Annotated in this window: 30 protein-coding genes and 1 tRNA gene; 28 read left to right on the forward strand and 3 right to left on the reverse strand. The window is 55.1% G+C overall.

Features of this window, described 5'->3' with window-relative positions:
• Window position 1: 1 nt before the first annotated feature.
• The 8 genes from IPH19_03525 to IPH19_03560 all read left to right on the forward strand — a co-directional run bounded on the left by IPH19_03525 (window position 2) and on the right by IPH19_03560 (window position 5,391).
• A complete protein-coding gene (locus IPH19_03525) occupies window positions 2–238 on the forward strand; it encodes a hypothetical protein (GenBank protein ID QQR60458.1) in 237 nt (78 codons plus the stop codon).
• A gap of 336 nt (window positions 239–574) precedes the next feature.
• Complete coding sequence (locus IPH19_03530; protein QQR60459.1) at window positions 575–868, forward strand: hypothetical protein; 294 nt, start codon at window positions 575–577, stop codon at window positions 866–868.
• 407 nt (window positions 869–1,275) lie between these two features.
• On the forward strand, window positions 1,276–2,034 hold the full coding sequence (locus IPH19_03535; GenBank protein ID QQR60460.1) for a hypothetical protein: 759 nt from the start codon (window positions 1,276–1,278) through the stop codon (window positions 2,032–2,034).
• Between the two features lie 246 nt (window positions 2,035–2,280).
• The gene (locus IPH19_03540; GenBank protein ID QQR60461.1) at window positions 2,281–3,075 is read left to right on the forward strand and encodes a hypothetical protein; all 795 of its coding nucleotides are present in this window, start codon (window positions 2,281–2,283) and stop codon (window positions 3,073–3,075) included.
• A complete protein-coding gene (locus IPH19_03545; protein ID QQR60462.1) occupies window positions 3,072–3,800 on the forward strand; it encodes a hypothetical protein in 729 nt (242 codons plus the stop codon). Before IPH19_03540 ends, IPH19_03545 begins: the two co-directional genes overlap by 4 nt.
• Before the next feature lie 92 nt (window positions 3,801–3,892).
• Window positions 3,893–4,210 (forward strand): hypothetical protein, encoded by a 318-nt coding sequence (locus IPH19_03550; GenBank protein ID QQR60463.1) that lies wholly within the window; start codon window positions 3,893–3,895, stop codon window positions 4,208–4,210.
• Complete coding sequence (locus IPH19_03555; protein QQR60464.1) at window positions 4,188–5,099, forward strand: hypothetical protein; 912 nt, start codon at window positions 4,188–4,190, stop codon at window positions 5,097–5,099. The genes IPH19_03550 and IPH19_03555 overlap by 23 nt, the downstream gene beginning before the upstream one ends.
• Window positions 5,100–5,115: 16 nt before the next feature.
• Window positions 5,116–5,391 (forward strand): hypothetical protein, encoded by a 276-nt coding sequence (locus tag IPH19_03560; GenBank protein QQR60465.1) that lies wholly within the window; start codon window positions 5,116–5,118, stop codon window positions 5,389–5,391.
• Window positions 5,392–5,650: 259 nt separating this feature from the next.
• Here the strand turns inward: IPH19_03560 and IPH19_03565 are convergent, their stop codons facing one another.
• Complete coding sequence (locus IPH19_03565; GenBank protein ID QQR60466.1) at window positions 5,651–5,887, reverse strand: hypothetical protein; 237 nt, start codon at window positions 5,885–5,887, stop codon at window positions 5,651–5,653.
• 19 nt (window positions 5,888–5,906) lie between these two features.
• Between IPH19_03565 and IPH19_03570 the strand changes: the two genes are divergently transcribed.
• From IPH19_03570 to IPH19_03635, 14 genes are all read left to right on the forward strand, one after another.
• Entirely contained in the window at window positions 5,907–7,118 is a 1,212-nt protein-coding gene (locus IPH19_03570; protein QQR60467.1) for an O-antigen ligase family protein, read from the forward strand.
• 24 nt (window positions 7,119–7,142) lie between these two features.
• Window positions 7,143–7,232 (forward strand) — tRNA-Ser (locus IPH19_03575).
• Between the two features lie 129 nt (window positions 7,233–7,361).
• Window positions 7,362–7,724, forward strand: coding sequence for a barstar family protein (locus IPH19_03580; protein ID QQR60468.1), 363 nt, complete (start codon window positions 7,362–7,364; stop codon window positions 7,722–7,724).
• 113 nt (window positions 7,725–7,837) lie between these two features.
• The gene (locus tag IPH19_03585) at window positions 7,838–8,050 is read left to right on the forward strand and encodes a hypothetical protein (GenBank protein QQR60469.1); all 213 of its coding nucleotides are present in this window, start codon (window positions 7,838–7,840) and stop codon (window positions 8,048–8,050) included.
• 132 nt (window positions 8,051–8,182) lie between these two features.
• Window positions 8,183–8,884 (forward strand): 2,3-diphosphoglycerate-dependent phosphoglycerate mutase, encoded by a 702-nt coding sequence (locus IPH19_03590; protein ID QQR60470.1) that lies wholly within the window; start codon window positions 8,183–8,185, stop codon window positions 8,882–8,884.
• A gap of 29 nt (window positions 8,885–8,913) precedes the next feature.
• Window positions 8,914–10,017 carry a sulfite exporter TauE/SafE family protein gene (locus tag IPH19_03595; protein QQR60471.1) on the forward strand — a complete coding sequence of 368 codons (1,104 nt, stop codon included), beginning with the start codon at window positions 8,914–8,916 and terminating at the stop codon, window positions 10,015–10,017.
• On the forward strand, window positions 10,014–10,496 hold the full coding sequence (locus IPH19_03600; protein QQR60472.1) for a cation-translocating P-type ATPase: 483 nt from the start codon (window positions 10,014–10,016) through the stop codon (window positions 10,494–10,496). The genes IPH19_03595 and IPH19_03600 overlap by 4 nt, the downstream gene beginning before the upstream one ends.
• On the forward strand, window positions 10,490–12,151 hold the full coding sequence (locus IPH19_03605) for a copper-translocating P-type ATPase (GenBank protein ID QQR60473.1): 1,662 nt from the start codon (window positions 10,490–10,492) through the stop codon (window positions 12,149–12,151). Before IPH19_03600 ends, IPH19_03605 begins: the two co-directional genes overlap by 7 nt.
• 8 nt (window positions 12,152–12,159) lie before the next feature.
• Complete coding sequence (locus IPH19_03610; GenBank protein QQR61362.1) at window positions 12,160–12,597, forward strand: disulfide bond formation protein B; 438 nt, start codon at window positions 12,160–12,162, stop codon at window positions 12,595–12,597.
• 138 nt (window positions 12,598–12,735) lie between these two features.
• Complete coding sequence (locus IPH19_03615; protein ID QQR60474.1) at window positions 12,736–13,407, forward strand: hypothetical protein; 672 nt, start codon at window positions 12,736–12,738, stop codon at window positions 13,405–13,407.
• A 167-nt stretch (window positions 13,408–13,574) separates the two neighbouring features.
• Window positions 13,575–13,982: an Rrf2 family transcriptional regulator gene (locus tag IPH19_03620; protein QQR60475.1), complete on the forward strand. Its 408-nt coding sequence runs from the start codon at window positions 13,575–13,577 to the stop codon at window positions 13,980–13,982.
• Window positions 13,979–15,205: an aminotransferase class V-fold PLP-dependent enzyme gene (locus IPH19_03625; protein QQR60476.1), complete on the forward strand. Its 1,227-nt coding sequence runs from the start codon at window positions 13,979–13,981 to the stop codon at window positions 15,203–15,205. The genes IPH19_03620 and IPH19_03625 overlap by 4 nt, the downstream gene beginning before the upstream one ends.
• 26 nt (window positions 15,206–15,231) lie before the next feature.
• Window positions 15,232–15,918: an iron-sulfur cluster assembly scaffold protein gene (locus IPH19_03630; protein ID QQR60477.1), complete on the forward strand. Its 687-nt coding sequence runs from the start codon at window positions 15,232–15,234 to the stop codon at window positions 15,916–15,918.
• Between the two features lie 12 nt (window positions 15,919–15,930).
• Window positions 15,931–16,149: a ferredoxin gene (locus IPH19_03635; protein ID QQR60478.1), complete on the forward strand. Its 219-nt coding sequence runs from the start codon at window positions 15,931–15,933 to the stop codon at window positions 16,147–16,149.
• A gap of 42 nt (window positions 16,150–16,191) precedes the next feature.
• On the opposite strand, the gene IPH19_03640 is transcribed toward IPH19_03635, so the two are convergent.
• Both IPH19_03640 and IPH19_03645 read right to left on the reverse strand, forming a co-directional pair.
• The gene (locus IPH19_03640; protein QQR60479.1) at window positions 16,192–16,965 is read right to left on the reverse strand and encodes a cyclic nucleotide-binding domain-containing protein; all 774 of its coding nucleotides are present in this window, start codon (window positions 16,963–16,965) and stop codon (window positions 16,192–16,194) included.
• A gap of 209 nt (window positions 16,966–17,174) precedes the next feature.
• Entirely contained in the window at window positions 17,175–18,335 is a 1,161-nt protein-coding gene (locus IPH19_03645) for a methyltransferase domain-containing protein (protein QQR60480.1), read from the reverse strand.
• 155 nt (window positions 18,336–18,490) lie between these two features.
• On the opposite strand from IPH19_03645, the gene IPH19_03650 reads away from it, so the two are divergent.
• The 6 genes from IPH19_03650 (at window position 18,491) to IPH19_03675 (ending at window position 24,847) form a co-directional block, all read left to right on the forward strand.
• Entirely contained in the window at window positions 18,491–20,824 is a 2,334-nt protein-coding gene (locus IPH19_03650) for a hypothetical protein (protein ID QQR60481.1), read from the forward strand.
• A 109-nt stretch (window positions 20,825–20,933) separates the two neighbouring features.
• Entirely contained in the window at window positions 20,934–22,865 is a 1,932-nt protein-coding gene (locus tag IPH19_03655; GenBank protein ID QQR60482.1) for a hypothetical protein, read from the forward strand.
• 158 nt (window positions 22,866–23,023) lie between these two features.
• Window positions 23,024–23,515: a 30S ribosomal protein S6 gene (rpsF, locus tag IPH19_03660; GenBank protein QQR60483.1), complete on the forward strand. Its 492-nt coding sequence runs from the start codon at window positions 23,024–23,026 to the stop codon at window positions 23,513–23,515.
• 11 nt (window positions 23,516–23,526) lie between these two features.
• A complete protein-coding gene (locus IPH19_03665) occupies window positions 23,527–23,991 on the forward strand; it encodes a single-stranded DNA-binding protein (GenBank protein ID QQR60484.1) in 465 nt (154 codons plus the stop codon).
• A gap of 64 nt (window positions 23,992–24,055) precedes the next feature.
• Window positions 24,056–24,277 (forward strand): 30S ribosomal protein S18, encoded by a 222-nt coding sequence (locus tag IPH19_03670; protein QQR60485.1) that lies wholly within the window; start codon window positions 24,056–24,058, stop codon window positions 24,275–24,277.
• 45 nt (window positions 24,278–24,322) lie between these two features.
• Window positions 24,323–24,847 carry a hypothetical protein gene (locus tag IPH19_03675; GenBank protein QQR60486.1) on the forward strand — a complete coding sequence of 175 codons (525 nt, stop codon included), beginning with the start codon at window positions 24,323–24,325 and terminating at the stop codon, window positions 24,845–24,847.

Here is a 24,847-nt window from a genome sequence, read left to right on the forward strand (position 1 = left end):
TGTGTGTCAGCGAGAGCGAGGTGCGTGGTCGGCGCGGAGCTGGTCCTCGACGGCCTCGATGCGCGCCTCGAGCTCGGGGTCGGAAGTGACCTCGGCTTCGGGGAGCGGGCAGCTCCCGTCTGCGCAGGGCGACGATGTCATCGGCACGGAGGGAACGGCGGCCGAAGCTGCCATCCACTCGGCACGCCGAGAGGCTGCCATCATCGTGAGCTCCGGGTTGGTGTACCCGGTGCCGTAGTAGGCCGATCCGCCGTAGGGCGAGATGCGGCCGCGCGCGCCCACGGGGAGCGCGCCTGCGGTGGAAACCGGGGACGCCGACCATGGGGCCGGCTGCCATCGGACCGCCGACGCCGCCGCCTGCGGATCCGTAGGGACCCGAGCCGTAGCCGACGCCGCCGTAGGCGCCCATTCTGCCGCGGCCGTAGAGACCGCCGCAGCCGGACGCCATCGCGAGGAGCATGAGACCGAGGATCATCATGAGGTTCTTCATCATCTTCTCCTTGTTCATCGAATTCATCGAAGTCCGGGGGTGATCGAGAGGGTGGGAGAGGCGCCCCAGGCGTAGCCGAAGCCCATGCCTGGGGAAGCCGTTCATGTTCCAGCCCGCCATGCCGAATCCGCTCGTCTGCTGAAAGCAGGTCTGCTGGATGTCGGTCATCTCGGCCCAGTTGAGAACTCGGCCGGAGCGGTAGACGGGCATGAGTTGAGTGCGAACAGCGAGACAGCGCTCGTAGTCCGCGTCGGCCTCAAAATCCTCGTTGTACTCGGTGACGAGACCGCCGGCGTAGCTTGCGCTACGCATGGTGGTGTCGCCGCCCGGCCGCGTCGCGTGACGCTGGCCGTGTGGCTGCACCCCGAGATGCTATAGATGGCTACACCGATCAAGATGATCGGAAGCCACGAGATCACGATCCAGAGACATCCTTCACGGTTGGGCATTTTCGCCCTCCTTTCTGTTAGACACACATGTTGTCCAAAGAACTTGTTGAGCTGTTTTGGCACCATGCCTACTCCAACTCCAACGTAGTAATATAACATAAATAATGCCTTTTGTCAAGCTCATTATACTGTAAGGTTAGCCAAATAATCATGGCTAACCTTAGCAAAAATAAACGTGTTCACCTTTATTGACAAAGGGGGCAATTTGTGCTATATTATTGTGTTCATTCTGGAGGATTGTCTCTTCCGGAATGGCGCTGTTTCACAGCATGAGTTTGTAACAATCAACAGTTCCTCCGCCAAAAGCGGCGGAGAAAGGTGTCCCATGCCCCCAACGTGCCCCGTGTCGCCTCCTCGGGTCTCAGCAAGCTGTACCTCACTGAAGCATCCGGCTTCATTTCTGGACGGCTCGGCGAGCTCATCTTCAAGGCGGCTCCTCCTGCGCTCATCAGCAAGGCCGCGGGAATGGTCCCCGATGGCATCCTCGATACGCCGGACCGTCAGAAGAGCTTCGCGTTCGCGCTCGGAATGTTTGCGCTTACGCTCTCCCAATCGGCGGCAGTCGCACAGGTCACGGAGAAGTTCTTGATTGAGTCGCTCGAGGAGCTCGCCCTGCGTAAGGGTGAGCTCGTCGGCAACGACGCCAAGAAAACGGCGATCATCAAGGATGTCTTCAACAAGCACGCTGCTCCGATCGACGCGTTGCGAGCAAGCATGTCCCGGGCGACGGCTCCTGGCCGGAACTTGTGGGACACGCTGGCCGTGCTCTCGGCGGACAAGCAGACCGCTTTCTGGGACTGGTTTCAGCTTCAGGAAGATGCCTTCCGCAAGGAGGTGCACGAGTCTGGTGCCGGAATCGTGGTGAGCGAAGAGCGTCTGCTCTCGTTCATCAGCGCGCCCGACAAGGTCAAGGCGGAATCGATGGAGCATCTGCTCAGGAAGAGCCCCAAGCTCGGACCGGGCAAGAGCGCTCTCGAGCGCTTCTTCGGAGACATCCGTGGCAAGGGGAAAAGTACCTCGAGCCGGATGGACCCGAGATGGTCGACTTCGCGACCAAGGCCACGGCCCGCGCCACCGATCGTAAGGATCGGGTGAAGGCTCGCAGCCGCATGTTCTGATCCATTGGCGTCCGCGCATCCTTTGTCCATGTTGGACGGGGATTGAGCGCGGACGTCATCCAACGATAAAGCGGGACATTGTCCCGAGAAGAGGGTTCATGGACAAGCTCAAGGAAAGATCGTCGAGTGGGGAGAGGCTCTGCTCGCCCCGTTCATCCTGTTTCTCTACCGAGACCAGGTCTCGGCGCTCGCCAGCGATGTCTCGTCCTTCATGGTCGAGCATGTGCAGCTGGCGCGGATCTGGTGGAACTACAATCTGCCGGGCCGCGTTCGTCCGCTGCTGCTTCCCGTCCTCCTGATGACGATGCTCAGCTGGTTCGCCGGCTCGCTCGTCTTCTGGGGCATGCATGTTCCGGAGGCGGGCTTCATCACCTACGTGTGCTGGACGGTTTGGAGCCTCGTGCTCGGAATCGTCATCCAGCGCGAGCGAGTGAAGCTCGGAAAGGTCAAGCCGATCACGCGTGCCGATCTCGAAAAGCTCGAGGCCGACACCGTGAACATGACCGATGCGGAAGCGCGTGCCGAGCGTGAGCAGCGCTTTGGTCCGATGCGAGTCCTTGGACTTCGAGCCTTCGCGCTCGTGATCCTCGGATACTTGCTCATCGGCATCGGTCTCGCGCTCATGGGTAGCTTCTCCAACCTGGAGGGCAATCCCTGGCCCGTGACCGCACAGTTCATCCTGTTCGCGATCCTCGCGGCTTTCATCTCGCTCTTTGCAGCGATGCTGACGGCCGTGATCCTCGGTACGGCGTTCCGCGTGGTCGGATCGATCGTGGTCGCCCTGTTCAAGGGCGGCTGGGACTCGGTTCTGACCATGCTGCCCAATGTCGAGGGGAAGAGGCCAAGGAGCTTCTGCCCAAGGATCTCGACAAGCAGCTCGCGCAGACGTGGAAGCTCTTCAAGGAATTCCTACTCAGCGCTCCCGGTGTCCTCATTCTTGGCGTGTTTGCGCTCGGGATTGTGTGGCATCACCCGCTCATCGTCTCGCTCCTGCTTCTGGCCTTCATCGGCCTCATGAGCACGACGACGTTTTCCATCGCGATGGGGAACGACGAGGCTCCGGCGCGCAAGCGTGCGGGCAAGATCGTCGCCTGGTTTTTCACCGGCGGCTTTCTCTACCGCTGTGCGGAGATGTGGTACTTCGGCCTCCCTGGAGGAACGTGGTACTGGAACTACGACAGCGTCGATTCGCCGCTCGCTCAGACGTGGAACCGAATCGTTCCTTGGTGGAATGGTTTCATGAACATGAGCTGGTGGCAGGCGCTGCTCGTGGTCGCGGTTCTCGTGATCGCGATCATGTGCATCCTCAAGATGCCGGGTGGCAAGTGGTTCGAGCGTCTCAAGTACGGACTGGTTGGCGTTTGCGGTGCTCTCATCGCGGCGACCATGATCGGCTTCATCGCGAACCGCGCTTCCGTGGATGCTTCGATCTCGACCATCGAGATCCCTGCGACTACGGAGAGCACTGACGCTACGACCGAAACGGCCGAGGCTCCGGCACATGTGCCCGACGCGATCGAACGGATGACGGGAACGGCGGAAGCGCCCACCCGGATTCCGCCGACCGCCCCGGTCGTGCCTGCAGCCGTGCCGGCGACTCACGTCGTCGAGCGCCGCTCTACGGAACGTGCAAGCGCTCCGTCTGCGGCCTCCGCCGATCCGTGCGAGAGCCTCGAGCGCTCGACCGGACTCACGGACCTGTTCCGTGAGAGCATGCGGCGCCGCTTCCACTGCGGCGGCTGAAACAACGCACCTTCGTCCGCAAGGACACAATCTGATGAGCGCCCGTTCCAATTCTGGAGCGGGCGCTTTTCGTTTCTGCTAAGATCTCGGACATGTTCAAGTGGCTCCGTTTTCCAGTTGCATTCTTTCTTGGCTCGGCCTGGTTCTCTTTGTTCCAGATCTGGGGTTCTTTTCCTGATCCGGATGCGTTTTATCATGCAAAAATAGCCTCCTTGATGCTGGAGCGTGGGCCATTGCTGTCATTCCCGTGGCTGGATTTAACGGTGCTTCATTCTGGATTCAACGATCAGCATCTCTTGTTCCATTATTTCTTGATGCCGTTTGTGAAATGGCTGGGGTTTTGCCGGGGCGCAGATTGCCGCTGTTGTGGCTGGAGGTCTATTTACGATGCTTGCCTTATGGGTGATTGAGAAGCTCTCGATACGTCATGCTTGGTTTTGGACCATCGTGATGATTGCCATGCCACCGATGATGACGAGGCTTTCTCTGGGTAAAGCATCGCCATTTGCGATCGGGCTGTTTCTTTTGGGGATACTCGCCTGGAAAAAGAATACGCGCGTTTGGGCATTTTTAATCGGCGCTATTTATGCGTTCACGCATGGCGGCTGGCCATTGCTGATCGGTGCACAGATCGTTCTTTCAATGGGAATGTGGGTGTATGCGCGCTTTGTTAATGAAGAGCATGTTTGGCCTGATATGCGTATCGCGATCGCGACATTGGGCGGGGGATTGTTTGGATCGTTTATTCATCCGAATTTTCCGGAGACCATTCCGTATCTTTGGGTTCAGATTTTTCAGATTGGTGTTGCGACGCCGATCGGACGGGTGATCATGGGAACGGAATGGTACCCATATGCGCCAATGGAGCTGCTTATGCATCTGTCATTGCTGATTGTGATCGGATGTATTGCCGTTATTGGTTTTGTCAGGGCTCGTAAAAGCCAACTGGATGTTGTGCAGGCTTCATTTACGATTGGCTTGGGGTTACTTTCTGCGATTTTTTTGGCGCTTACGTTTAAGAGTGCGCGTTTTGTGGAGTATCTCGTTCCTGTTTCTGTTTTGTGGTTTGCAAGTTTGTTTCAGCAGATCGATGAGATGCAGCTCATTGCTTCATTACGAAAATTGTTTCGGTATCTGCCGCATATTTTTGTGGTTGCGATGTTGTTTATCGTCGGTAAAGGCGCGATTGCGACGCGGCAGCAGCTGCGAGCGTCGGCTAAATCATTTACACGCTTTGAAAAATCGATACAGATTGTTTCTGATGAATTAAAACCAGGCGAACGATTGTTTCATTCCTGATTGGGGCCAGTTTCCTTTGCTGTGGAACAAGAATGATTCTTTGCGTTATGTCGCGGGACTTGATCCGGTGTTTTTATTGCAGGCTTCATCGACCTTATCTGATGCGTATACCGATTTGACTCTTGGAAAAAATACATCGACCGCCTTTGAAGTCATTTCCGGACTATTTGATTCGCGCATGGTTCTTGTTGAACGGAAGCCTGGTCAGAAGCTGGAGGAGATTTTGAAAAATGATCTGCGCTTCCAACAAGTGTATGCCGATGAAGAGGCCGTGATCTTTCGTTTGAAGTAACTTATCCACCGAGGGCATTTGACTCGGTCGGACGGTATGATAAGAAGTTTGGGTCAGTTCAGCACTTCACTCTCGCGAGAAACGTAATCATTCGTTTGTCGCGAGCGAGGGCCGAGCTCCTCGCGTTCGTCGGTTCCATGCTTGCCGACGAATATAAAAACATCCCTTCATTGGGATGTTTTTAATTTGTCATTGCGAGGAGTCCGACGACGAAGCAATCTTGAGCGTAGGAGCGGGATCAAGATTGCTTCACCCGTTGCTACGGGTTCGCAATGACATCATCAGGTTCATCATCTTTGAGGAGATCTTCCAGCGTCGGTTCACCCCAGAGATTGAATTCGCGTAGGGATTTGTCGATCAGATCTTCTGATTCATCGATGTCCATCATTTCATCGAGAATGCATTTATTAATCATCTCGGCGCGGACCTCGGCTTTGGGGCGGACGGTTCCTGCCTCGTCAAAACACATGGCGCGGAGTTGCTCTTTAGTGATCATAGAGTAGGCTATGGCTAGTATGAAGTCGTGGACAGCGTATTACAAGCAGGCGGCGACTTGGATGATTTGGGGACTGCCTTTGGCGCTTCCGTTGTATTTGGTTCGATTCAAGATTGGACCGTTGCCGACGACGGTACTTGAAGCGTATTTATTGGTTTTGTTTGTTGCTGCGACATTGGGATTTGGAATTGGTATTTGGAAAAAGGGATGGAAGGAAATAGGGGAGTGGAAATGGCCTGTCGCGTTATGGTCGATTGCGACGTTGGCGGCGGTGTTTTGGTCGCCATCGATCGTGACCGGGCTTGGATTGTGGCGGGCGTATGTTTTGGAACCGGTGCTCGTTTTTATTTTGTTGTTTGGATTGCGCGAGGTTGTTGATCGGAAGCGGATCGAGCAAGCGATGAGGCTGGTGATCACGATCGTTGGCTTTTGGGCGATTTATCAGTTCATTACGGGGCAAGGGATTCCGAGTCCTTGGAATGTTTCGATCGCGGAAGGCAGGCGCGCGACGGGACCGTTTCCGTATCCGAATGCGCTCGCGTTATTTGTGGTGCCGATGGGAGCGTATCTCTTTGCTCGAGCCACCTCTCCCTCGGTCCCTCTCCTTCGTAAGGAGAGGGAGGATTGGTTGGGGTTAATTAGTTGGGCGATGGCGGGGCTCTCGGCGTTTCTTGCGAAGAGTGATGGGGGAATGTTGGCGCTCGCGTCTGCGACTTGGTTCGTTCTTTTTGCGCGAAAGGAGACGCGACGGGTGGCGATCGCTCTAGCTGTTGTTGGAGTTGTCTTGATCGCGCTTGTCGCGCCGCTTCGAAATGCTTTTATCGAACAGGCGACGTTCTCTGGGTGGTCGGGGAGAGTTCGGACTTGGACTTGGACGGAGACTTGGAACATGTTGAAGGATAGGCCGGTTTTGGGTGCAGGATTTGGCGGGTATCCGACGGTGTTTAAGCCGTATCATGAGAAGACGTTTATCGAGATATTCCAGTATCCACATACGATCGTTTTTAATGTGTGGAGCGAAGCGGGATTGGTCGGTTTGTTTGTCTTTGGATGGATTGTCGTGACGTGGGTGCGTCGAAGGGTTTCTTGGATAGCGATGGCGCCTCTTATCGCCATCTTGATTCATGGCTTGGTGGACGTCCCGTACTTCAAGAATGATCTTGCGATTGCGTTTTGGTTGTTGGCTTTTTTAGCGACCATTCAGCTTGACCGAGAGGCCATTCGTCGATAGTATCCTGCTGCCTATCGACCAAATGGAGAGGTGGCAGAGTGGTCGAACGCGCTGGACTCGAAATCCAGTATAGCTTCACGGCTATCGAGGGTTCGAATCCCTCCCTCTCCGCCACGTAAAAACGACAGCCTCACGCTGTCGTTTTTACGTGCCCCGTGATCCGAGTAGCAACGAGGATTTTACGGGGCTCCGTTGTGCTGTCGTTCACGTGGCGCAGCCAGCCGTCAATCGTGTTAGGATTGAATGAATATGAAAGTAGTCGTCGATTTATTGGGGCTTAAGACCGAAAGGGACGTGCTTCTTAAGTTCGGAGAGGTTTTTGAGTTCGGAGGTCCTGACGGAAATATTCCGGCAAGAGGTAATGTGCATGGGATAGGATGGGGGTGCAATTGGGACGCGATGAATGATTCTCTATACTCACTTGAAGAAGGTGGTATTTGGGCAACGAGTAAGAAATTTAGTTTTCCATTGGAAATTGAGGTGACTAATTTTAAAGAATTTGAAGAGAATGATCCTAGGCGCTTTCAAACTCTTAAGGAAATCCTCGACGCTCATATCAATGAATATCAAAAGGAAGGAAAAGTCATGTCAGTTACGTTTATTTAAAAATTTTTATGTAACAAATCGCCCGAAAGGTCGGTTTTCTTTTTTGTTATCGTCGTATTATGCTATCGATTGATATGACCCATACACTTCAAGGTAGCTGCGAAAGCTGCCTCATGCCTTTTTCCAAGGATCCAAAGGGCGCAAACCGTGAGCATGAAAAGTATTGCTCTTATTGCTATCGCGACGGCAAACTCGTTTACGACGGTAATGATCTCGCTGAGTTCAAGCGCGCGATGATTGACGCGATCGTTGCGAGAGGCGAACCGCGTTGGAAGGCAAGATTTTTTGCCTTTATGGCTGGCTTCGCACCTCGTTGGAAAAAATAAATATTATTTTTACTTCTATTTGATTTGAAGCGCCGTGGCTTACGGCGGTTTCAAAGCGATCGTACAGCGTTAAATGAAAAACCGCCCATGAGGGCGGTTTTTTGTATTCTCGTGTACGATATCGCCATTGATATGGCCTCACTTGTTTTGGTTCGTCATGGGGAGTCCCGTTGGAATCTTTCGAATCGTTTCACAGGCTGGATCGATGTTCCGTTGAGTGAAAACGGTATTCGCGAGGCTCGCGCTTGTGCCAAGCATTGCGATGCATATGATTTTTCTGCGGCTTACACGTCCAAGCTTGAACGTGCTCACCTTACATTGTTTCTTTTGCTTGCGAATCAGAATCGCACAGGGATTGTTCAGCACGAGCATGATGCGAAGTATTATCGCTGGACCAAGCATTCCAATGGGTATGGTACGAGCGAAATCCCGGTCTTTGAGAGTACGTCTTTGAATGAACGTTATTATGGAGCGTTGCAGGGACTCGACAAGCAGCAGGCGGTAGAGCGATATGGCGCGGCAAAAGTTCTCGCGTGGCGCCGCGGGTATCATGCACGTCCGCCGGGAGGGGGAGAAAGTCTTGAAGACACGTTAAATCGCGCACAGCCGTTTTTGGTGAAGCAGATTCTTCCTCGCGTGCGTAAAGGAGAGGATGTGCTTGTGGTCGGGCATGGGAATACGCTTCGAACGGCCATCAAATATCTGGAGGGAATTAGTGACGATGACATCGCTTTTCTTGATCTGCCTAAGGCACATCCGCTTGTTTATACGTTTGTGCGCGGAAAGTGGAAGCGTACTTCCGGGGAATTTACGTTTCATCGACCGTTGCGATAGGGAGTGAAAGGGGTATCATGACTGAATCTATGAATGCTGTTTGTGAAGTTCCAAAACAACGTTCGTTTTGGCTGCGTTTCTGGCAGGCGCTGCTCGCCGTGGCGTTGGTTTGGTTTGTTTGGAAATGGATGATTTCGCCGTTTCTATTTTTGCTTCCGAGCGCGTCCGTTGGGCCGTCGTATGCCGCTATGTTTATTCTCGGTTTGGTGGCGAGTGTTTCCACGTGCCTCGCATCGACCGGTGCATTCCTCATCGCGTTTAGCGGAAAGGATTCGATGAGCGTGGCTCTTACTCATACCGGACGATTGGTTGCGTTTGTCGTTGGAGGTGCGTTACTCGGCGGTATCGGCCAGGGGATTGCGCTGTCTGTGGGCGCATACGGTATTGTCGGTATCATTCTTGGTTTCGTGCTTGCGGGGGTTGCTTTGTATCTCCTCGATCTTTTGCCGCGCAGTCTTGTGTCTCTTCCGATGGCCTTTGGCCGCTTTGCGCATGGCGTTGCGGGCAAGCACGGTAAGGCGATTCCGCCATTGGTTGGAGCCGTGACATTTTTGCTTCCTTGCGGATTCACGCAGGCCGCACAAACTATGGCTTTGGCTTCCGGTTCCGCTCAAGTCGGAGCGACGATGATGGGCGTTTTCGCTCTCGGTACGTTTCCCGTTTTGGTCGGGTTGAGTTTGTTTGGATCGATGGCATCGATGAAGAGTCGGGCGATTCAGCTTGCGACCGGAGGTATGCTCGCCTTGTTTGCGGTGGCGCAAATTGACGGCGGGCTAACCGTGCTTGGATCGCCAGTGACGCTAGAAGGTGCGATCGTTTCCGTGGGCGGTGCATTGACGGTTGCGCCGGTACAAGCGGAAGAGCAAATCGTGAGTATGCGGGTTGCGTATGGGACCTTTAGTCCGAGCCGTTTTGTTTTGAAACGGGGAGTACCCGTACGTTGGGATATTGAAGGTGTCGACGTCAGTGGCTGTGCGGAGTTCGATTGTCGCGCCGACCATCGGAGTAAATCAGAGCCTTGTTCTTGGGATGAATACGGTTCGATTTACGCCGTCTCGTACTGGTACAATTCCGTTTTCCTGCGCGATGGGTATGATTCGCGGTTCATTCCAAGTTGTCGATTAATGCTATGAAAACTCAATTAAAGATTCTTGGGATGCATTGCGCTTCATGCGCGCTTACGACCGAGCAGGCTTTGAAGAAGGTTCCGGGAGTCATCGAGGCAAGGGTTAACTACGCGAGTGAGCGTGCCTCTATTGAGCATGGCGAGCACGTCCACTTGGAAACTCTCGTGAATGCCGTGCGGGATAATGGATATGATGCGGTTGATGAGCATGCAAAACATGGAGAGAGCCATCTGACGCATGGCGGATACATCGATATGCGCGGGCTTGTGATCGCCGGAGTCCTTGCCTTGCCTTTGATCGCCAGTATGTTTGTGATGTTACCGACGCCTGTCCTTGCGATCAGTGCTTGGATTTTAGTTCTCGTGCTTGGTTGGAAATTTCATGTTGGAACTTGGAATGATGTTCGGCATTTCCGAGCGGGAATGGATGCCTTAGTGACGGTCGGAACGGGTTCCGCGCTTTGTGGAGTACGTATGCGATGCTGATTGGTTCTGCCGATGTGTATTTTGAGGTTGCTGGCATTGTCGTATTCTTCTTACTGCTTGGGAAATGGTTGGAGGCGCGTCAGCGTATGCAGGCAGGTACCGCGATCGAGGTTTTGCTTTCTTTGCATGCCAAGGAGGCGCATTGTTTGAAGCCGGATGGAACAACGGAGGATGTAGACGCGGCTTTGCTCCGGCCGGATGATCGATGTCTTGTGAAAAGCGGTGAACGCATTCCGATGGATGGCGTGATCGAAAAGGGCCATTCATCCATCGACGAGTCTATGCTGACGGGGGAGTCGATTCCTGTTGAAAAGCATGCCGGCGACTTGGTGTACGGTGCGACGGTGAACGGTACGGGATCGTTTACGATGAAGGTGACGGTTAAACCGGGTGAGTCGGCGTTGGATGCGATTGTGGCAACGGTTCAGCATGCGCTTGCGACTAAGTCGCCTGTCGAAAAGCTTGTCGACAAGATCTCCGGTGTTTTTGTTCCGATCGTTATTGTCTTGGCGATCGTGACGTTTGGTGTTTGGTTATGGGTTATGGGTACTGGGTTGGGTGAAGCGATTAAGCATGCCGTAACCGTTCTTATCGTTGCCTGTCCTTGTGCGCTCGGATTGGCGACACCGGCTGCCATTATGGTCGGGACGGGTGCGGGGGCTAAGCGCGGGATTCTTGTGAAGGAAGGATCGGCGCTTGAGGCGGCGCGGCGTGTGAATCTTGTGATGTTTGATAAGACGGGGACGCTTACGGAAGGGAAGCCGACGGTTACGGACATTATTCCTGCGGAAGGTGTATCGGAGAAGGAGTTGCTTTCCCTTGCCGCCGGTCTCGAGCTTGCCTCGGAACATCCGCTTGCGAGTGCCGTGCTTGCGGTGGCGACGGAGCGCGGTGTATCGGTCGCGCACATCGAGGAGTTTAAGGCGATGACAGGTAAGGGCGTACAAGCGATGCATGAGGGTCACGAAGTTCGTTTGGGAACGGAAGCATTTTTGAAGGAGGTGGGAGCAATATTGTCCTCAACGGATGCAAATCAGCTCACGGTTCTCCGTCATGAAGCCAAGACGGTGATTCTTGTCGCAAAGGATGGGAAATATCTTGGAGCGATTGCGGCGCGTGACAGATTAAAGAGCGATGCGGCGGGAGCGATTAAGAAGCTTCGTGAACATGGCATTGAAACGGGGCTCATCACGGGCGATCATCGCATGACGGCGGATGCTGTCGCCAAGGAACTCGGTATCGATATGGTTTTGTCTGAAATTTCACCGTCGGGAAAGTCGGAGGAGGTGAAGCGGCTTCAGGAGGCTGGAAAAAAAGTCGCGTTTGTTGGCGATGGGATGAATGATGCGCCGGCACTTGCGCAGGCCGACCTTGGAATCGCCATGGGAACGGGAACGGATGTGGCGATTGCGACCGGACAGATCGTACTCATGAATGGTTCGCCGTCCAAAGCGGCTGACGCGCTCTGGCTTGCACGTAGAACCTTCCAGACGATACGCCAGAATTTGTTTTGGGCGTTTGCGTATAACGTTGTGTTGATTCCGCTTGCGATGACTGGCGTTGTGAATCCGATTTTTGCCGGACTTGCCATGGCGTTCTCGAGTGTTAGTGTACTGGCCAATAGCTTACGCATTTCGCGAAGTCTACACGCTTAAGTTCTATGATGAATAACATGCGCCCATATCTTTATCCCGTCGCATTTCTACAAGCGGTTGTGGCCATGACGGGGAGCTTGTACTTCAGCGAGGTGATGCACTTGGTGCCGTGCGTCTTGTGTTGGTACCAGCGCATCACGATGTATCCGCTGGTCGCGATCCTGTTTGTTGGAATGTATTTTAAGGATTCGAAAGTGTATCGATACGTTTTGCCGCTCGCGATTATCGGTCTTTTAATTGCGACTTACCACGTTGTTTTGTACTACGCCGTGAATTGGGGGATTCGTCCGGATTGGGTGGGGCCGTGTGTTGCGGGCGTTTCTTGTACGACGCGGTATATTGAGTGGCTTGGGTTTATCACGATTCCACTTTTGTCTTGGGTAGCGCACTTGGTTATTGCGGTTTTGATGGGGTTGGCTTGGAAATCGGAGAAGCGGGTGGGTTGACAATTTGCTTATTTTCTGTAATATCTTATTGCTCGTTGAAACTTATCGTTTCATCTTTGCTTACGGATAGGCAGGCCTCAAGTTCTGCACACGTTGTGTGGAATAGGGAGGTAAGCCGAGCGTGATCGGAGGTGCCGCATGGCACGCAAGAAGAGTGAGTTTCTGTCTGCGTACGGAGTCGCGTTTCAGGTTCTGAAGTCCATCACCGACGCGGTGCTGGCGGAGGGAGGATCGGATGAGGATCTGCGGTCGCTGCTGAGCGATTCTGAGAAGTGTAGGCGCGTGGCGATGGAGATCGTGGGTCATAAGCCGCGCGAGCAGAAGGGTACGTCCTACCGCGGTGACGTATCTCCTGCTGCTACCGGCTTCCGCGCCGAGGTCATCTACGTCCAGCCCTCCTACGCCGATCTCAAGAAGGTGTTCGACTGTGTGTACGACGGCTACAAGAACGCCGAGTTCAAGCCGATCGACATCTGCAAGGATGTCTCGGTTGAGAACCGTGAGATCGAGTTCGAGCTCGTGCATCTGAACAAGGATGTGAGCACGGACAAGGCTCTCGCGGAGCTCGACAAGCAGGGCCTGTGCCCCGCTCTCTACGAGGAGCTGCTTGCCTTCGCGGCGAAGTATCCGGAGCTGCAGAAGCAGTTCCCGATCGTGGCCTTGGGCTCGGTGTGTCGCTACGACGACGACCTCTACTCTCCGTACGTCCTCTGGAACGACGTTGAGCGGGGCCTCGACTTCTACTGGATCGACGACGACTGGGACGGCCGCTACCGGTTCCTCGCCGTGCGCAAGCAGCCCAGCGCTTAGCGCTCGGTCCCTTAGCTCTTTCCCACAGCACTTACTCATTCGGCCCTTAACACTTCTGTTAGGGGCCGTTTGAATTTCTTTGAGCAATCATTGCTTGACAAATACCTTTCATAAACGTAAATTCCCAGCTACTAACTGGGTATTTCCGCCTGAGGCGGATCCTTGATATGAATTCGCTTTTCCGCGTGTCTGAACGCAACCATTTTGGCCTTATTTTTATGACCCAGCTGGCAAGTTTGCCGGCTGATGGGTTCTTGAGTGTGAAAGATGCCGCCAAGGCCATGAACATGGCGGAAGGGTATTTGGAGGAGGTGGCGGGGAGTTTGAAGAAGGCGGGGCTTGTGGCCGGTCGTCAGGGGCCGGGAGGGGGTTACAAGCTCGCTAAGCCTGCTACGGAGATCACGGCGGAGGAGATCGTGGTTGCGCTGGAGGGACCGGTTTCCCTCGTGCCTTGTCTTGAGTCGCATGGATGCCCGGTGGAATCAAAGTGCCAGAGTAAAAAGTTGTGGGGGTTTTTGCAGAAGGATGTTCTTGCGACACTACGGAAAACCAAGCTTCAGGAAATTGCCGTATGAAATCGACCAAAATAATTTATCTTGACTGTGCCGCAACCACGCCGCTTGATAGCCGTGTGCTTGAGGCGATGAATCCGTATTTTTCGGATGATTTTGGGAATCCGTCTTCATTTCATAGCGTTGGCATGCAGGCCAAGGATGCGGTGTCCGATGCGCGTGGAACGATTGCGCGTTTGATTGGTGCGCATGAAGAAGAGATTATTTTTACTTCCGGTGGAACCGAGTCGGATAACTTGGCCGTGATTGGCGTGCCTCGATATCACACAAAAGCTTTGATGGAAAAGTTGCAGGCATTGCCGCACGTCATCACGAGTGCCATCGAACATCATGCTGTGCTTGAGCCGTTGATTGCTATGGATCGTAAGAAGGAAATTGAGCTGACGATCGTTGGCGTGAATCGTGAGGGGCAGGTTTCTGTCGATGAAGTTGTTGCGGCTTTGAAGCCGAACACGGTTTTGATTTCCATCATGACGGCCAACAATGAAATCGGAACGATTCAGCCGATTGGCGACATCGGTCGCGAGATTTTGAAGTGGCGTAAGGCAAAGGAAACGGTGTTTCCTTATCTGCACACCGATGCGTGTCAGGCGACGGGGTATCTTGACCTCAATGTCGAGAAATCTCATGTCGATTTGCTCACGCTTAACGGATCGAAAATGTATGGACCGAAAGGAATCGGCGCTTTGTATGTTCGGAAGGGCGTGAAGCTGCAGCCGTTCTTCATCGGGGGAGGGCAGGAGCGGAATATTCGATCGGGGACGGAGAATGTACCTGGAATTGTTGGGTTGGCTAAGGCGCTGGCGCTTGTGCAGGCGGATCGAGAAGTTGAAAGCGCGCGACTGACGGCGTTACGTGATCGACTCGCCGACGGATTAATGAAAATCCCAAAAACCATTCTGAACGGCCATGCGACGGAGCGTTTGCCGAATAGCGTGAATGTCTCGTTTATCGATATTGAGGGAGAAGCGGCTGTTCTGTATCTCGATGCGGTTGGGATTATGGCGTCGACGGGGTCGGCTTGTGCATCGACCTCGCTTGATCCATCACATGTGATTCTTGCGACGGGGCTTTCTTATGAAGCGGCGCATGGATCGATTCGATTCACTCTTGGGCACTCGACCATGCAAGAAGATGTCGACTATGTGATCAAGGAAATGCCGGCCATTGTCGAGAGACTGCGCATGATGAGTCCCGTTAACATGGATATGAAATATTTTACATAGAGCATTGACCATAGAACATTAAGCATATGAATAATTCAGTTACACCGGCCACCAATGACGCTCGTAAGGGTGATGTTGTTGCACCTACAAAGGAAAAGGGCTGGTTCTACACGGATACCGTGAAGGATCACTTTTTTCATCCGAAGAATTTTCTTGAGGATGAGGCAGGATATGGCGATGCGTATCTTGGAATGGTGGGATCGCCGGCCTGTGGTGATGCGATGAAGGTTTGGTTGAAGATCGAAAAGGAGGCGGATGGGACGGAGCGCATCAAGGATTTCAAATGGAAGACATTTGGATGTGCTTCCGCGATTGCATCGACCTCGATGTTGTCTGTCATGGTTACGGAAAATGGTGGAATGCCGATTGAAGCGGCCTTGGCGTTGCGTCCGCAGGATATTATGGAGCGACTTGGAGGACTGCCGGCGAGAAAAGTTCATTGCTCGGTGCTTGGCGACAAAGCGTTGCGTAGCGCGGTGATGGATTACTATCGCAAGAGCGGGCAGATCGACAAAGTCGAGGTGGAGGCGGGGCGTTTGATCGACAAAGTATTGAAAATTACGGATCACGATATTGAAGAGGCGGTGTTGGAGGGTGCGGATACGCTGGAGAAAGTGCAGGCTCGTACAAAAGTTGGAACGGGGGATCCGTCTTGTATTCCTGAGGTCGAGAACTTGATCCGGTTTTACAAAGAGAAGTACTTTGGGGCATAATCGCCGCACTGTATGAAGATTTCCAAGATCGTCGTTGATCGCGACCTCTGTATCGGGGCTGCTCCGTGCGTGACGGTTGCTCCGGGGGTGTTTCAGCTCGATGAAGAAAATAAGGCTTACGTCGTTGACCCAAAGGCAGCGGATGACGAGACGATTTTGCTCGCGGCCCAGGCATGTCCCGTGCAAGCCATCATCTTGTTTGATGAAGAAGGTAAGCAGATTTATCCGTAAATGACGAGCGCCCCGTATCAGATCGATACGGGGCGCTTTCAGTCAGAGCTGGATGCCGGTGGTGATGCGCAGTGTGTGCAGGAAGGAGAGGAGCTTGAAGCCAGTGGTGGCGACGAGCGGATCCTCCGAGTTCTGCATGTCCTCGAACAGATGTCCGTACGAGGCGATCGCCTTGGTGAGTTCGAGATAGTCGTCCTTGTACATCCCGGTGATGCTCAAGGCGCTTTCGAGTTCCGCGACGCGGTGGCTGAGCGTGAGCTCGAGATGCTTGATAACCTCGCGCTGACGTAGGATCTCGTGGGAGAGCAGGCGGCCGTTCTCGCGATGATCGCTGTTCTGCTGCTTGATTCGAGCGAGCGTGCTCCGGATGCCATCGAGCGCGGTCATCTCCTTGCGGAGTTCGCCGAGCTCTTCTGATGCACGGACGAGCCGGTCGCGGGACTGGCTGCCGTAGCTGATGGCGGCTTCACGAACCAGCTGGTTGGCAAAGCGCGTGAGCATCGGGTTGTGCTCGTGCTCGATGGAGGCGAAGTCGATGACGCGGACGGTGACGTCCGTTTTGGCGACGACGCGCGAGCATTGGCTGAGCCCGATGATGTCGGTGGCGTTCAGACTGCGCTCGTCTGCCTCGGGGAGGCCCCGAGAGGTGAGCACGGATTCAGAGGCGCGACCGCTCTCGATGAAGTAGAAGATCTTGGAGATCTTTTCCTCGCTCACGATGATCTCACCGCGGGCAAAGCGCTTCTCCGGGAGCGCGAGGAGCAGGGTCTCCTCGTTGTCCGGTTTGCTCGGAGCGCCCGTGATCGGGATCTCCATGCGTACGGTTGGCGGTCCCTCGGTTTCGAAGGACACCGTTTCATCCCTACGCGGGGACCTCACGCGAGGTACCAACGCGAGATGCGTGGGCTTGGGCGTGTTGCTGTTACCCATTAACGTCCTCCTTAAAGGTGGGGCGTTCCCGGAATCATATCCGGAGAACAAAAGAACTTACAGGAAAACGGGGCTTTTGTCAATCCATGACGCCCTTATTTTTTCATCAAAATCACGATTTTTCTGCGAACATGCTGGTCAGGACGCGCGTAGGTTAGCGGTTTTCCGATGAGGGTGTAGCCGGCTTCTTCTGCGGCCTGAATTGGGTTTACGGAGAAGGTCCCATGCGAGGCGATGAGATCTGGCCAAACAGCCACAAGCCGGCCGCCAGAGGGCTGAAGGTCGGCTAAAACAGGCAGGGCTTCACTCCAGAGTTCCTCGATCTCCCGCTGTTCTTTTTCAAGCGTTGAGCGGCTTTCGTTTCCGGAGAGCGGTGTACCCAAATAACCTTCCGTCACGATGGCATCAAATTGTTTGCCGGTGAGATGTTTGCCAATTTCTTGAACCGGAGCGATGTTCCAGCTGATGCGGTCGGCGTCTGCGCGGCGGATAAGCTCTTTGCTCATGAGCCATTCGGTATTTTCTTGGGCGCCGGCGATTTGGCGCGCATCAATATCGGAACCGACGAGTTGGAGATCTTTATGTAAAAGCGCGGCTTCCATGATGACGGTACCGCTGCCGCAGAATGGATCGAGCAAAGCCTGTTTTGGCGCGGCCAAATTAACCATCATGCGTGCGAGCTTGGGCGGGAGCATGCCGGTTTTTGCATCGCGGAATGGACGGCCAAAATCGCGTAAGCTCCAGGCATCGATGTTCTGAACTTGGGTTGTGAGACCGATGGAAACGGTTTTGCCGTGAATCGCAATAACAAAATCGTAGCCATCGGTGGTGAGGCCCATTTTGGAAATGGCGGCAGGGGAGAGGATGCCGTTGTCGCCCGTGACCCAGCGCACGGAGCGCCCACGTTCTTGGAGTTCGCGCTTTAATCGGATGGGGAGATGTTTGAGTGCTTGTCGATCTTTATTGGTACCGCCGATGATGGTGATGCCAAAAAGGACACGTTCACCGCGCGGGCGGGCATCGATATGGTCGGCGAGAACCTTTCCGTCATCGAGTACATCTAGGGTTCGTTCATCGATAATATCGCCGAGCTTCACGGTGCCGGCTAAACGGTTTTGGAGATCGGCGCTGTCCCAGGTGGCGGCTTCAAAGATGGCGACGGAATCGACCATAACGGGCTTGAGATCGCCAAGGACGGCCCGAGTCTCCGCAAGGGAGATTTCAGGATGAGTTCCGTATACAAGAAAACGCTTCATTAAGCCGTATTTTAGCCATAGAATGGCGGAGAATGCAACCTTGACATTTCTCCTAATGTATGATGAGCTGAACCGTCGCTTTCCGGGTCTGCCGGAGGCGATCGGTCCGCTCCTTCGAACCGAATAAAGAAGAAGGAAGAGAAAGGGAGTCCGTCATGCCGCGTTTCCTCACCGCTCTCGTTGCGGTCTGTATCCTCGTTCTTGGGTCGACGACAGCGTCGGCGCAGGATCAGCCCATGCCGGGCCGGGGAGAGATCCTCGAGCTACGGCGTGATGACCCGCGTAACACGGACGGCTACCGAAGCTTCATCTTCGGCAGCTGGACGTCTGGCATGGGAGGTCTCCGCGACATCCTCGACCGCGTGAATGCGGATCTCGAGGGTGACTCGCGCGTGACCTGGGAGCAGCTCGACGCTGCCAACCCCTGCATCATCATCTATCGCCGCAACGGCCACCGCTTTGGCCACAACGGAAGCTGCAGTACCAACTCGACGGAAGAGCGCGTCACGTACGCCTCGTACTGCGAGGGGGATCCTACCTGTGCCCGCTGGCCGATGGCTGGCCGTGTGTACCGCATCCCGGCTCGTTCTCGGCTCACGCCGGGAGAACGCGCCGAGGAGATGGTACGGACGCTCGACGAGACGACGGTGACCGAGACGGTCCCGGCGCCTGCCGAGATGGGCGGTTGGCTTACCGAGCTCTCTGACCTCATGGGTGAAGAGCAAGGTCCGACCTATGATCAGGTGCGTAGTGTCCTCGGAGCTGTTGGTCGTACGCTTACGCGTGCGGAGACGGCATCAGCTGGAACGGGTGCTCACGAGGCATCTGAACCTGCTGCCACGGCGGACACGCACGCGGATATGACGTTCACCGATGAGAGTCTCCCGGGAACGTCTGAAGATGAAGCTGCTCTGCGCCCGACGAGCGCAGAAGACGGTACACTTACCTCGTCAACATCCGATGGAGCTGCCACCTCCATTCTGATGAACCCTCAACTCCTGTGGCTCATCATCGCGATCATGTCCGTCGCGTTGATTCTCCTTCTTCTTAAGGACAAAATCCGAGCATGGTACAGGCCCACGCTTTCGGATCACGATCATGATTTGCCTGAAACGGGACCTGTCCCCCCGGCTCTCACCAAAGAGCAAGAGCAGGACATCAGGCTGGCCACCGGCCTCAAGCGCCGTTGGAAGCAATACTTCCGAGATCTCAAGCGCAACGACCAGTTGACGCTCGAGACTCTCTTCCTCTTCTTTGATACGGCTGCGACCAATCACGCGTTGGTCGACGATCGTGAGAAGAAGATCAAGGAGCTGGAAGAGCTCAAGGAGAAGGTTGATCGGCTCAGCGTCGCTCAGACGGCATTGCCGATCGAGGATCCCCGGATCCCCGAGCTCGAGCGTCAGCTGCGTGAAGCGACTGACGCCAAGGATCGCGCCGAGTCGGCCAAGAGCACCGCGGAAGCCATGGCGCTTCGTCTTGGTCTCGAGCATCCCACGGCCCTTCGTAAGAAGGACGAGGAACATGCGGTCACCAAGGCCGCGCTCGAGTCGCTCCAGAACGAGTTCAAGGCTTTCAAGGCCAATGGGCTCAAGCTGCTCGAGTTGTTTTACCAGGATGGCGCTGCCAACCTGGAACTCGCTCTCGACCATGCGTCGCGTAGCGGCGAGATCTCCACTCCGTCCTTCGTGACGATCATCGAGCGCGTCTCGTCTGCACGAGATCTCTTCAAGGGGATGGTTCGCGGGGTCCTGAACGACCTCATGATCCTCTTCGAGTCGGATCTCGCGATGGTTCCGGCACCGGCGGCGAATGCTCCTTTCGCGGGAGCGTCTGCTCAGACCCCTGGGTTTGGTGGTAGCACTGATTCCTGGGAACGCTCGCTCGATGAGAGCGGGTCGGATCTGGCAACCGATCCGACGCAGCATGGTGTACGGGTGCCGGGATTTGGCGGATATGCTCCCGCTCATGAACCGGCGTCGGTACCTCCCGAAGAGCCGGCTGTGATTCCGCCCGTGGAGTCGCTTTCACTCAAGGGGGAGGCGACCAATCCCGGGATTCCGGCTCCTGATAACGTCACGTTCCGCATGAGCCAGCACGCGCCTCCGCCGCCCGAGCGACCGAATGGCAAGAAGCGCAACCGTGATCGCAAGACCACGGACAGCTTCGAGCGTCAACCGGTCGCCAAGGCGCTCGAGGAGCGCCGAGACGAGAAGACGGCAGTGATCGATCCGAAGGATCTCGAGCACAAGAAGCTCGAGGCCCGTACCGGGAAGACCATCTCGCCGGGCATGACTGCCGCCGCTCGCGACGACAGTCCGATCCCCGGATCGCTCGTTCCGCCGCCTCCGCCGATCGTCACGCTCGACGCCAGCAATGGTGAAGAGCCGGACGTATCGCGGCCTGCATCACTGAGTATCTTCGATGACCTTACTGGGTCGGGTGGAGAGACGGGTGTCACGGTCAAGCGCGCGATCGGCAAGGACTGATCCCACAACTGAAGGCCCCGTATCGCATTTCTGCGGTACGGGGCCTTGACTTTTTCTTTAAATATTGTCCAAATGAGGCTGGGTCTTTCATACCCAGAGGGAGTCATTCATGAACGGATACCGGCTGACGCTCGGCTGCATGATTGCGGTCGTTTGCGCGACCGCCTTCATGACCTTTTCCACGACCGCCGAAGCCCAGGTGCGCGTCATCGAACGCGATACCGATGGCTTCACTGTTCGCATCGAGTCTGGTGCCCGTTTGCGGCATCTTGCGCACGCGATCGGCATGGAGCCGGACATGGATCAGATCGCCCGGAGCAATCCGGGCCACATCATCTATGTCTGCCGCGACAATATGCCTGGTGAGCGGCCCTACATGAGCCGTGATCCGGAATCGTGGAATGCTTGCCAGCATTTTTCGCGGGAACGGTGGCTGTTGGCCGGTGTCACGTATTACGTGCCCCTGCGGTTCGAGTCGGCGCCTGTTGCCTCGGATGCTCCGCCTGCCGAATCGCTTTGGCGGGAGGAGGGGCTGCGTTCACACAACCGTCTGCTCGAGCGTCGCATCACTGAACTCGAGACGGATCTCGAGACGGCGCATAATGCTTTGATCGAAGCAGATGACCGGGCCGACGAAGCTGCAGCGTCTACGGCGTTGCTCCGCGACAGCAATGCCCGCCTCGAGAGCGACATGACGGGAATGGGCTGGCTCGCCGCCTTGTTCTCCCTGCTGTTTCTGCTCATGGGGTTCGGAGCGCTGTATGTGCTCTGGCGAACGCGTCTCATGTTGCGGCGTATCATGGATTCTGCACGGCGCGAACGTGTCGCTTGGAGCCAGTATGCCGACAAGATGCGCCGCAATCGCGACGAGATCATTGGAACGCTAACCAGCAAGGTTAGCAGCCTGAACAGTCAGATCGAGATGCTTAAGCGCAACATCTCGGAGACTTCGAACGAACTAGCGCAAACGCAAACGCAGCAAGGACGGCTGCGGCGGCGTACCAATCTTCTTCTCGTCCAATTGGCCAAGTACCGGAAGTTGCTTCGCCAATGCTATTCAGCCATTCAACACTTCCAGCGGCGTCTGTCAGAGGAGACAGCACACCGTGAACGCCTTCCAACACTCCTCAAGTCAGTGGATGATGCGCGTCTCCAACTGATCTACGCAAATAATGCGCGCGCCCGCGTCGACATGGTTCGTCGATGGCTCATGTATGTCTACTCACGACGACGTACGATGGCTCCGACCATGCGCAAGATCACGGTGCTTGCGTACTTGGGTGTCATTGCCCAGTATCGCAAGCAGCAAAGGGAGTTCGAGCAAAAGGCTCGCGAGTTGGAGCCTGCCAAGCTTGAAGCGATCGAGACGATCTACAAGCTGACAGGTATTCGCGCCGATCACCTCGATCCGGAAAGCCGATTGAAGCGCTCCATGGAGGCGGCGGATAAAAACGCCGAGCTGCTCGACTCGCAGACGCAAGCTCTCAACGAGCTCATTCAGATCCAGATCCGCCTGCAAGGCGAGTTTGATGCCCGTGAAAAGGGGATCGAGTCGCGTGAAGAGCAGCTTGGAAAAGCGGAAGCTGAATACGTCGAGCGTCTTCACAAGCAAGGCCTACGCGAACGCGAGCATGCGGCACAGGTCGATGCTTGGAACAAGGAGCTCGAGCTCAAGAAGGAGATCGACGCTTGGTCGGGCGCTGCTCTCAAGGCAGAGACCACCGGCAAGCTCTCGGATGTCGAGAGGCGCATGAGCGAGATGGAAGGCCGCATGAACGGGTATGAGCGTCGTGCGATTTCCGCTGAGAAGGATCTCGACGAAACCAACGATTTCCTCGAAGTGGCCCGCAAGGAGTTCAAGGCGGCCAAGGAATTGATCGAAGGGATCAAGAAGGGTCCCAATTTCCTGGAAGCCAGAACGGCGCAGATGGCCGAGTACATTTCCCAGCTGGAGGAGAAGCTCGGGATCGAGCGTAAGTCCATCTGGGCTGGCTTGCCCGACTTGGCCTACGGCTCGGTTCCGCCCAAGGCAAAGGCCTAATCATCGCACTTTTTCTACTCTTTGCCGCCCGGTCCGTCAGCCTCTCAGGGTTGACAGGCCGGGCGGTTTTGGTTAAGGTTTGGCCACTAAAAAACCTAGCGTGACTGGCCAATCTGCTTTACAGCAGAGCCCCAAATAGGGGACATGTCACAACAACTATGTCTGACGTATTATCGTCATCCAAGTACGAGCTCATGTACATCATTCCGGCCACTCTTTCTGAAGAAGAGGCAGGAGCGGTGGAGACCAAGATCTCGGCACTTATTACCAAGTACGGTGCGACGGTTGAATCGACCAAGCGCCTCGGCAAGTTTCGTCTTGCTTACATCATCCAGAATCAGCGCCATGGTTACTACATGCTTGTCCGTTTCTCGGCCGAGCGTACGGCCATGAACAAGATCGATGAGAACCTTCGTATCTCGACCGACATCACCCGCCACATGATTTTGCGTGCGGAGGAAGCTGGCGAGGGCAAGTACAACTTGGTGGAATACAAGGAGATCAACCTTGATAACAAGGAGGATCGTCCGCGCCGCCGTACCGATACGGCCAAGGCTGAAGACGCCAAGCCTGCTGAGGGCGAGAAGACCGAAGCCAAGGCCGAGACCGCTCCTGAAGCGGCCTTGCCGGAAGCCGGCACCAATGCCTAAACTGGTTCTATATGGATTTGAACCGCGCCATGATCATCGGTAACGTGACCCGCGACCCGGAACTCCGGACAACGGCCACGGGACAAAATGTTTGTTCTTTTGGCATCGCTACCAACCAGCAATGGACGGATGCGCAAGGCCAAAAGCAGCAGCGCGCGGAGTATCACAATATTGTCGCTTGGGGAAAGCTCGCAGAAATCTGCGGCCAGTATCTCGGCAAAGGCCGCAAGGTCTATATCGAGGGACGTCTGCAGACACGCGAGTGGGAAACCCAGGATGCACAAAAGCGTCAACGCACCGAGATCGTCGCAGATAACATGATCTTGCTCGATCGTAAGGACGTTGGTTCCCAGGCTCCGAGCCGTACGCCCTCGCCGGCATCGATTCCGGCCGGTGAATCTCCTGAGCCGACGGTTGCGCCCATGGACAAGTCCATCGGTGACAATGAAATCCGCCTTGAAGATATTCCATTCTAAACTCAACATTATTTATTTCATCCCGCGCGTTTCCGGCTGATTCGTTCCCAACGCGCCCACACTTATGCAACACAAGAAAAGCACTCCGCGAACCTGTTTCTTCTGCCAACAGAACGTAACTGAAATCAACTACAAGGATACCGATACGCTTCGCCGCTACCTTTCCTCGTTTGGAAAGATCGTGCCGCGCAAGCGCTCCGGTGTCTGCGCCTGGCATCAGCGCAAGCTGGCTAACGCGATCAAGCGCGCCCGCTTCATGGCCTTGGTTCCGTACTTGGTTCGCTAAACACAAATCCCCCGGAAACGGGGGATTTTGTTATACTTGGAATATATGAACGAGCAACGGAATATGCCGGCAACGGATTGGGAAGGGGAGGGAGTACAGATTTTCCGACCGGAAGATTTGGTGCGCAATGATCTCGCTAAAAAGTTTGAGATGTTATTACCAGTGGGCACGTCCAAAGAGCGAGTTATGGATTTGGTCGATATGGTGCAAAAAGCCAAGACGCCGGATTTTTCTTGGGTGCCTGAAGGAGCGCGCGGACCGGTTTTGCATGAAGCGCGTTTAGCCGCGGATGCCTTTGATCGCATCGCTGTCCAAAAAGTTGAGGCGGAGATGCAGCGCGCGGAGCGGGCGAAGACGATTCCGGAGATGCAACAAGCGGATGAGACCGAGCGTCAGGAAGTTATTGAGAAGTTTCGAGATGAGTTTGCCGGCGAGAAGAAAGTCGCTTCTGATCAGGCTGAGTTAGAGCGCTTGGCGCGAACATTTGAGTTGCCGCCCGAGGACCAGGGTCGGGTTTCACAGAGACAGATTCCAACGATGATCGTGAAGCGGAAGGACTTGAGAAAATAA

The sequence above is a fragment of the Candidatus Uhrbacteria bacterium genome (genome assembly GCA_016699205.1).
Classification (GTDB): Bacteria; Patescibacteriota; Patescibacteriia; order 2-12-FULL-60-25; family 2-12-FULL-60-25; genus CAIXDN01.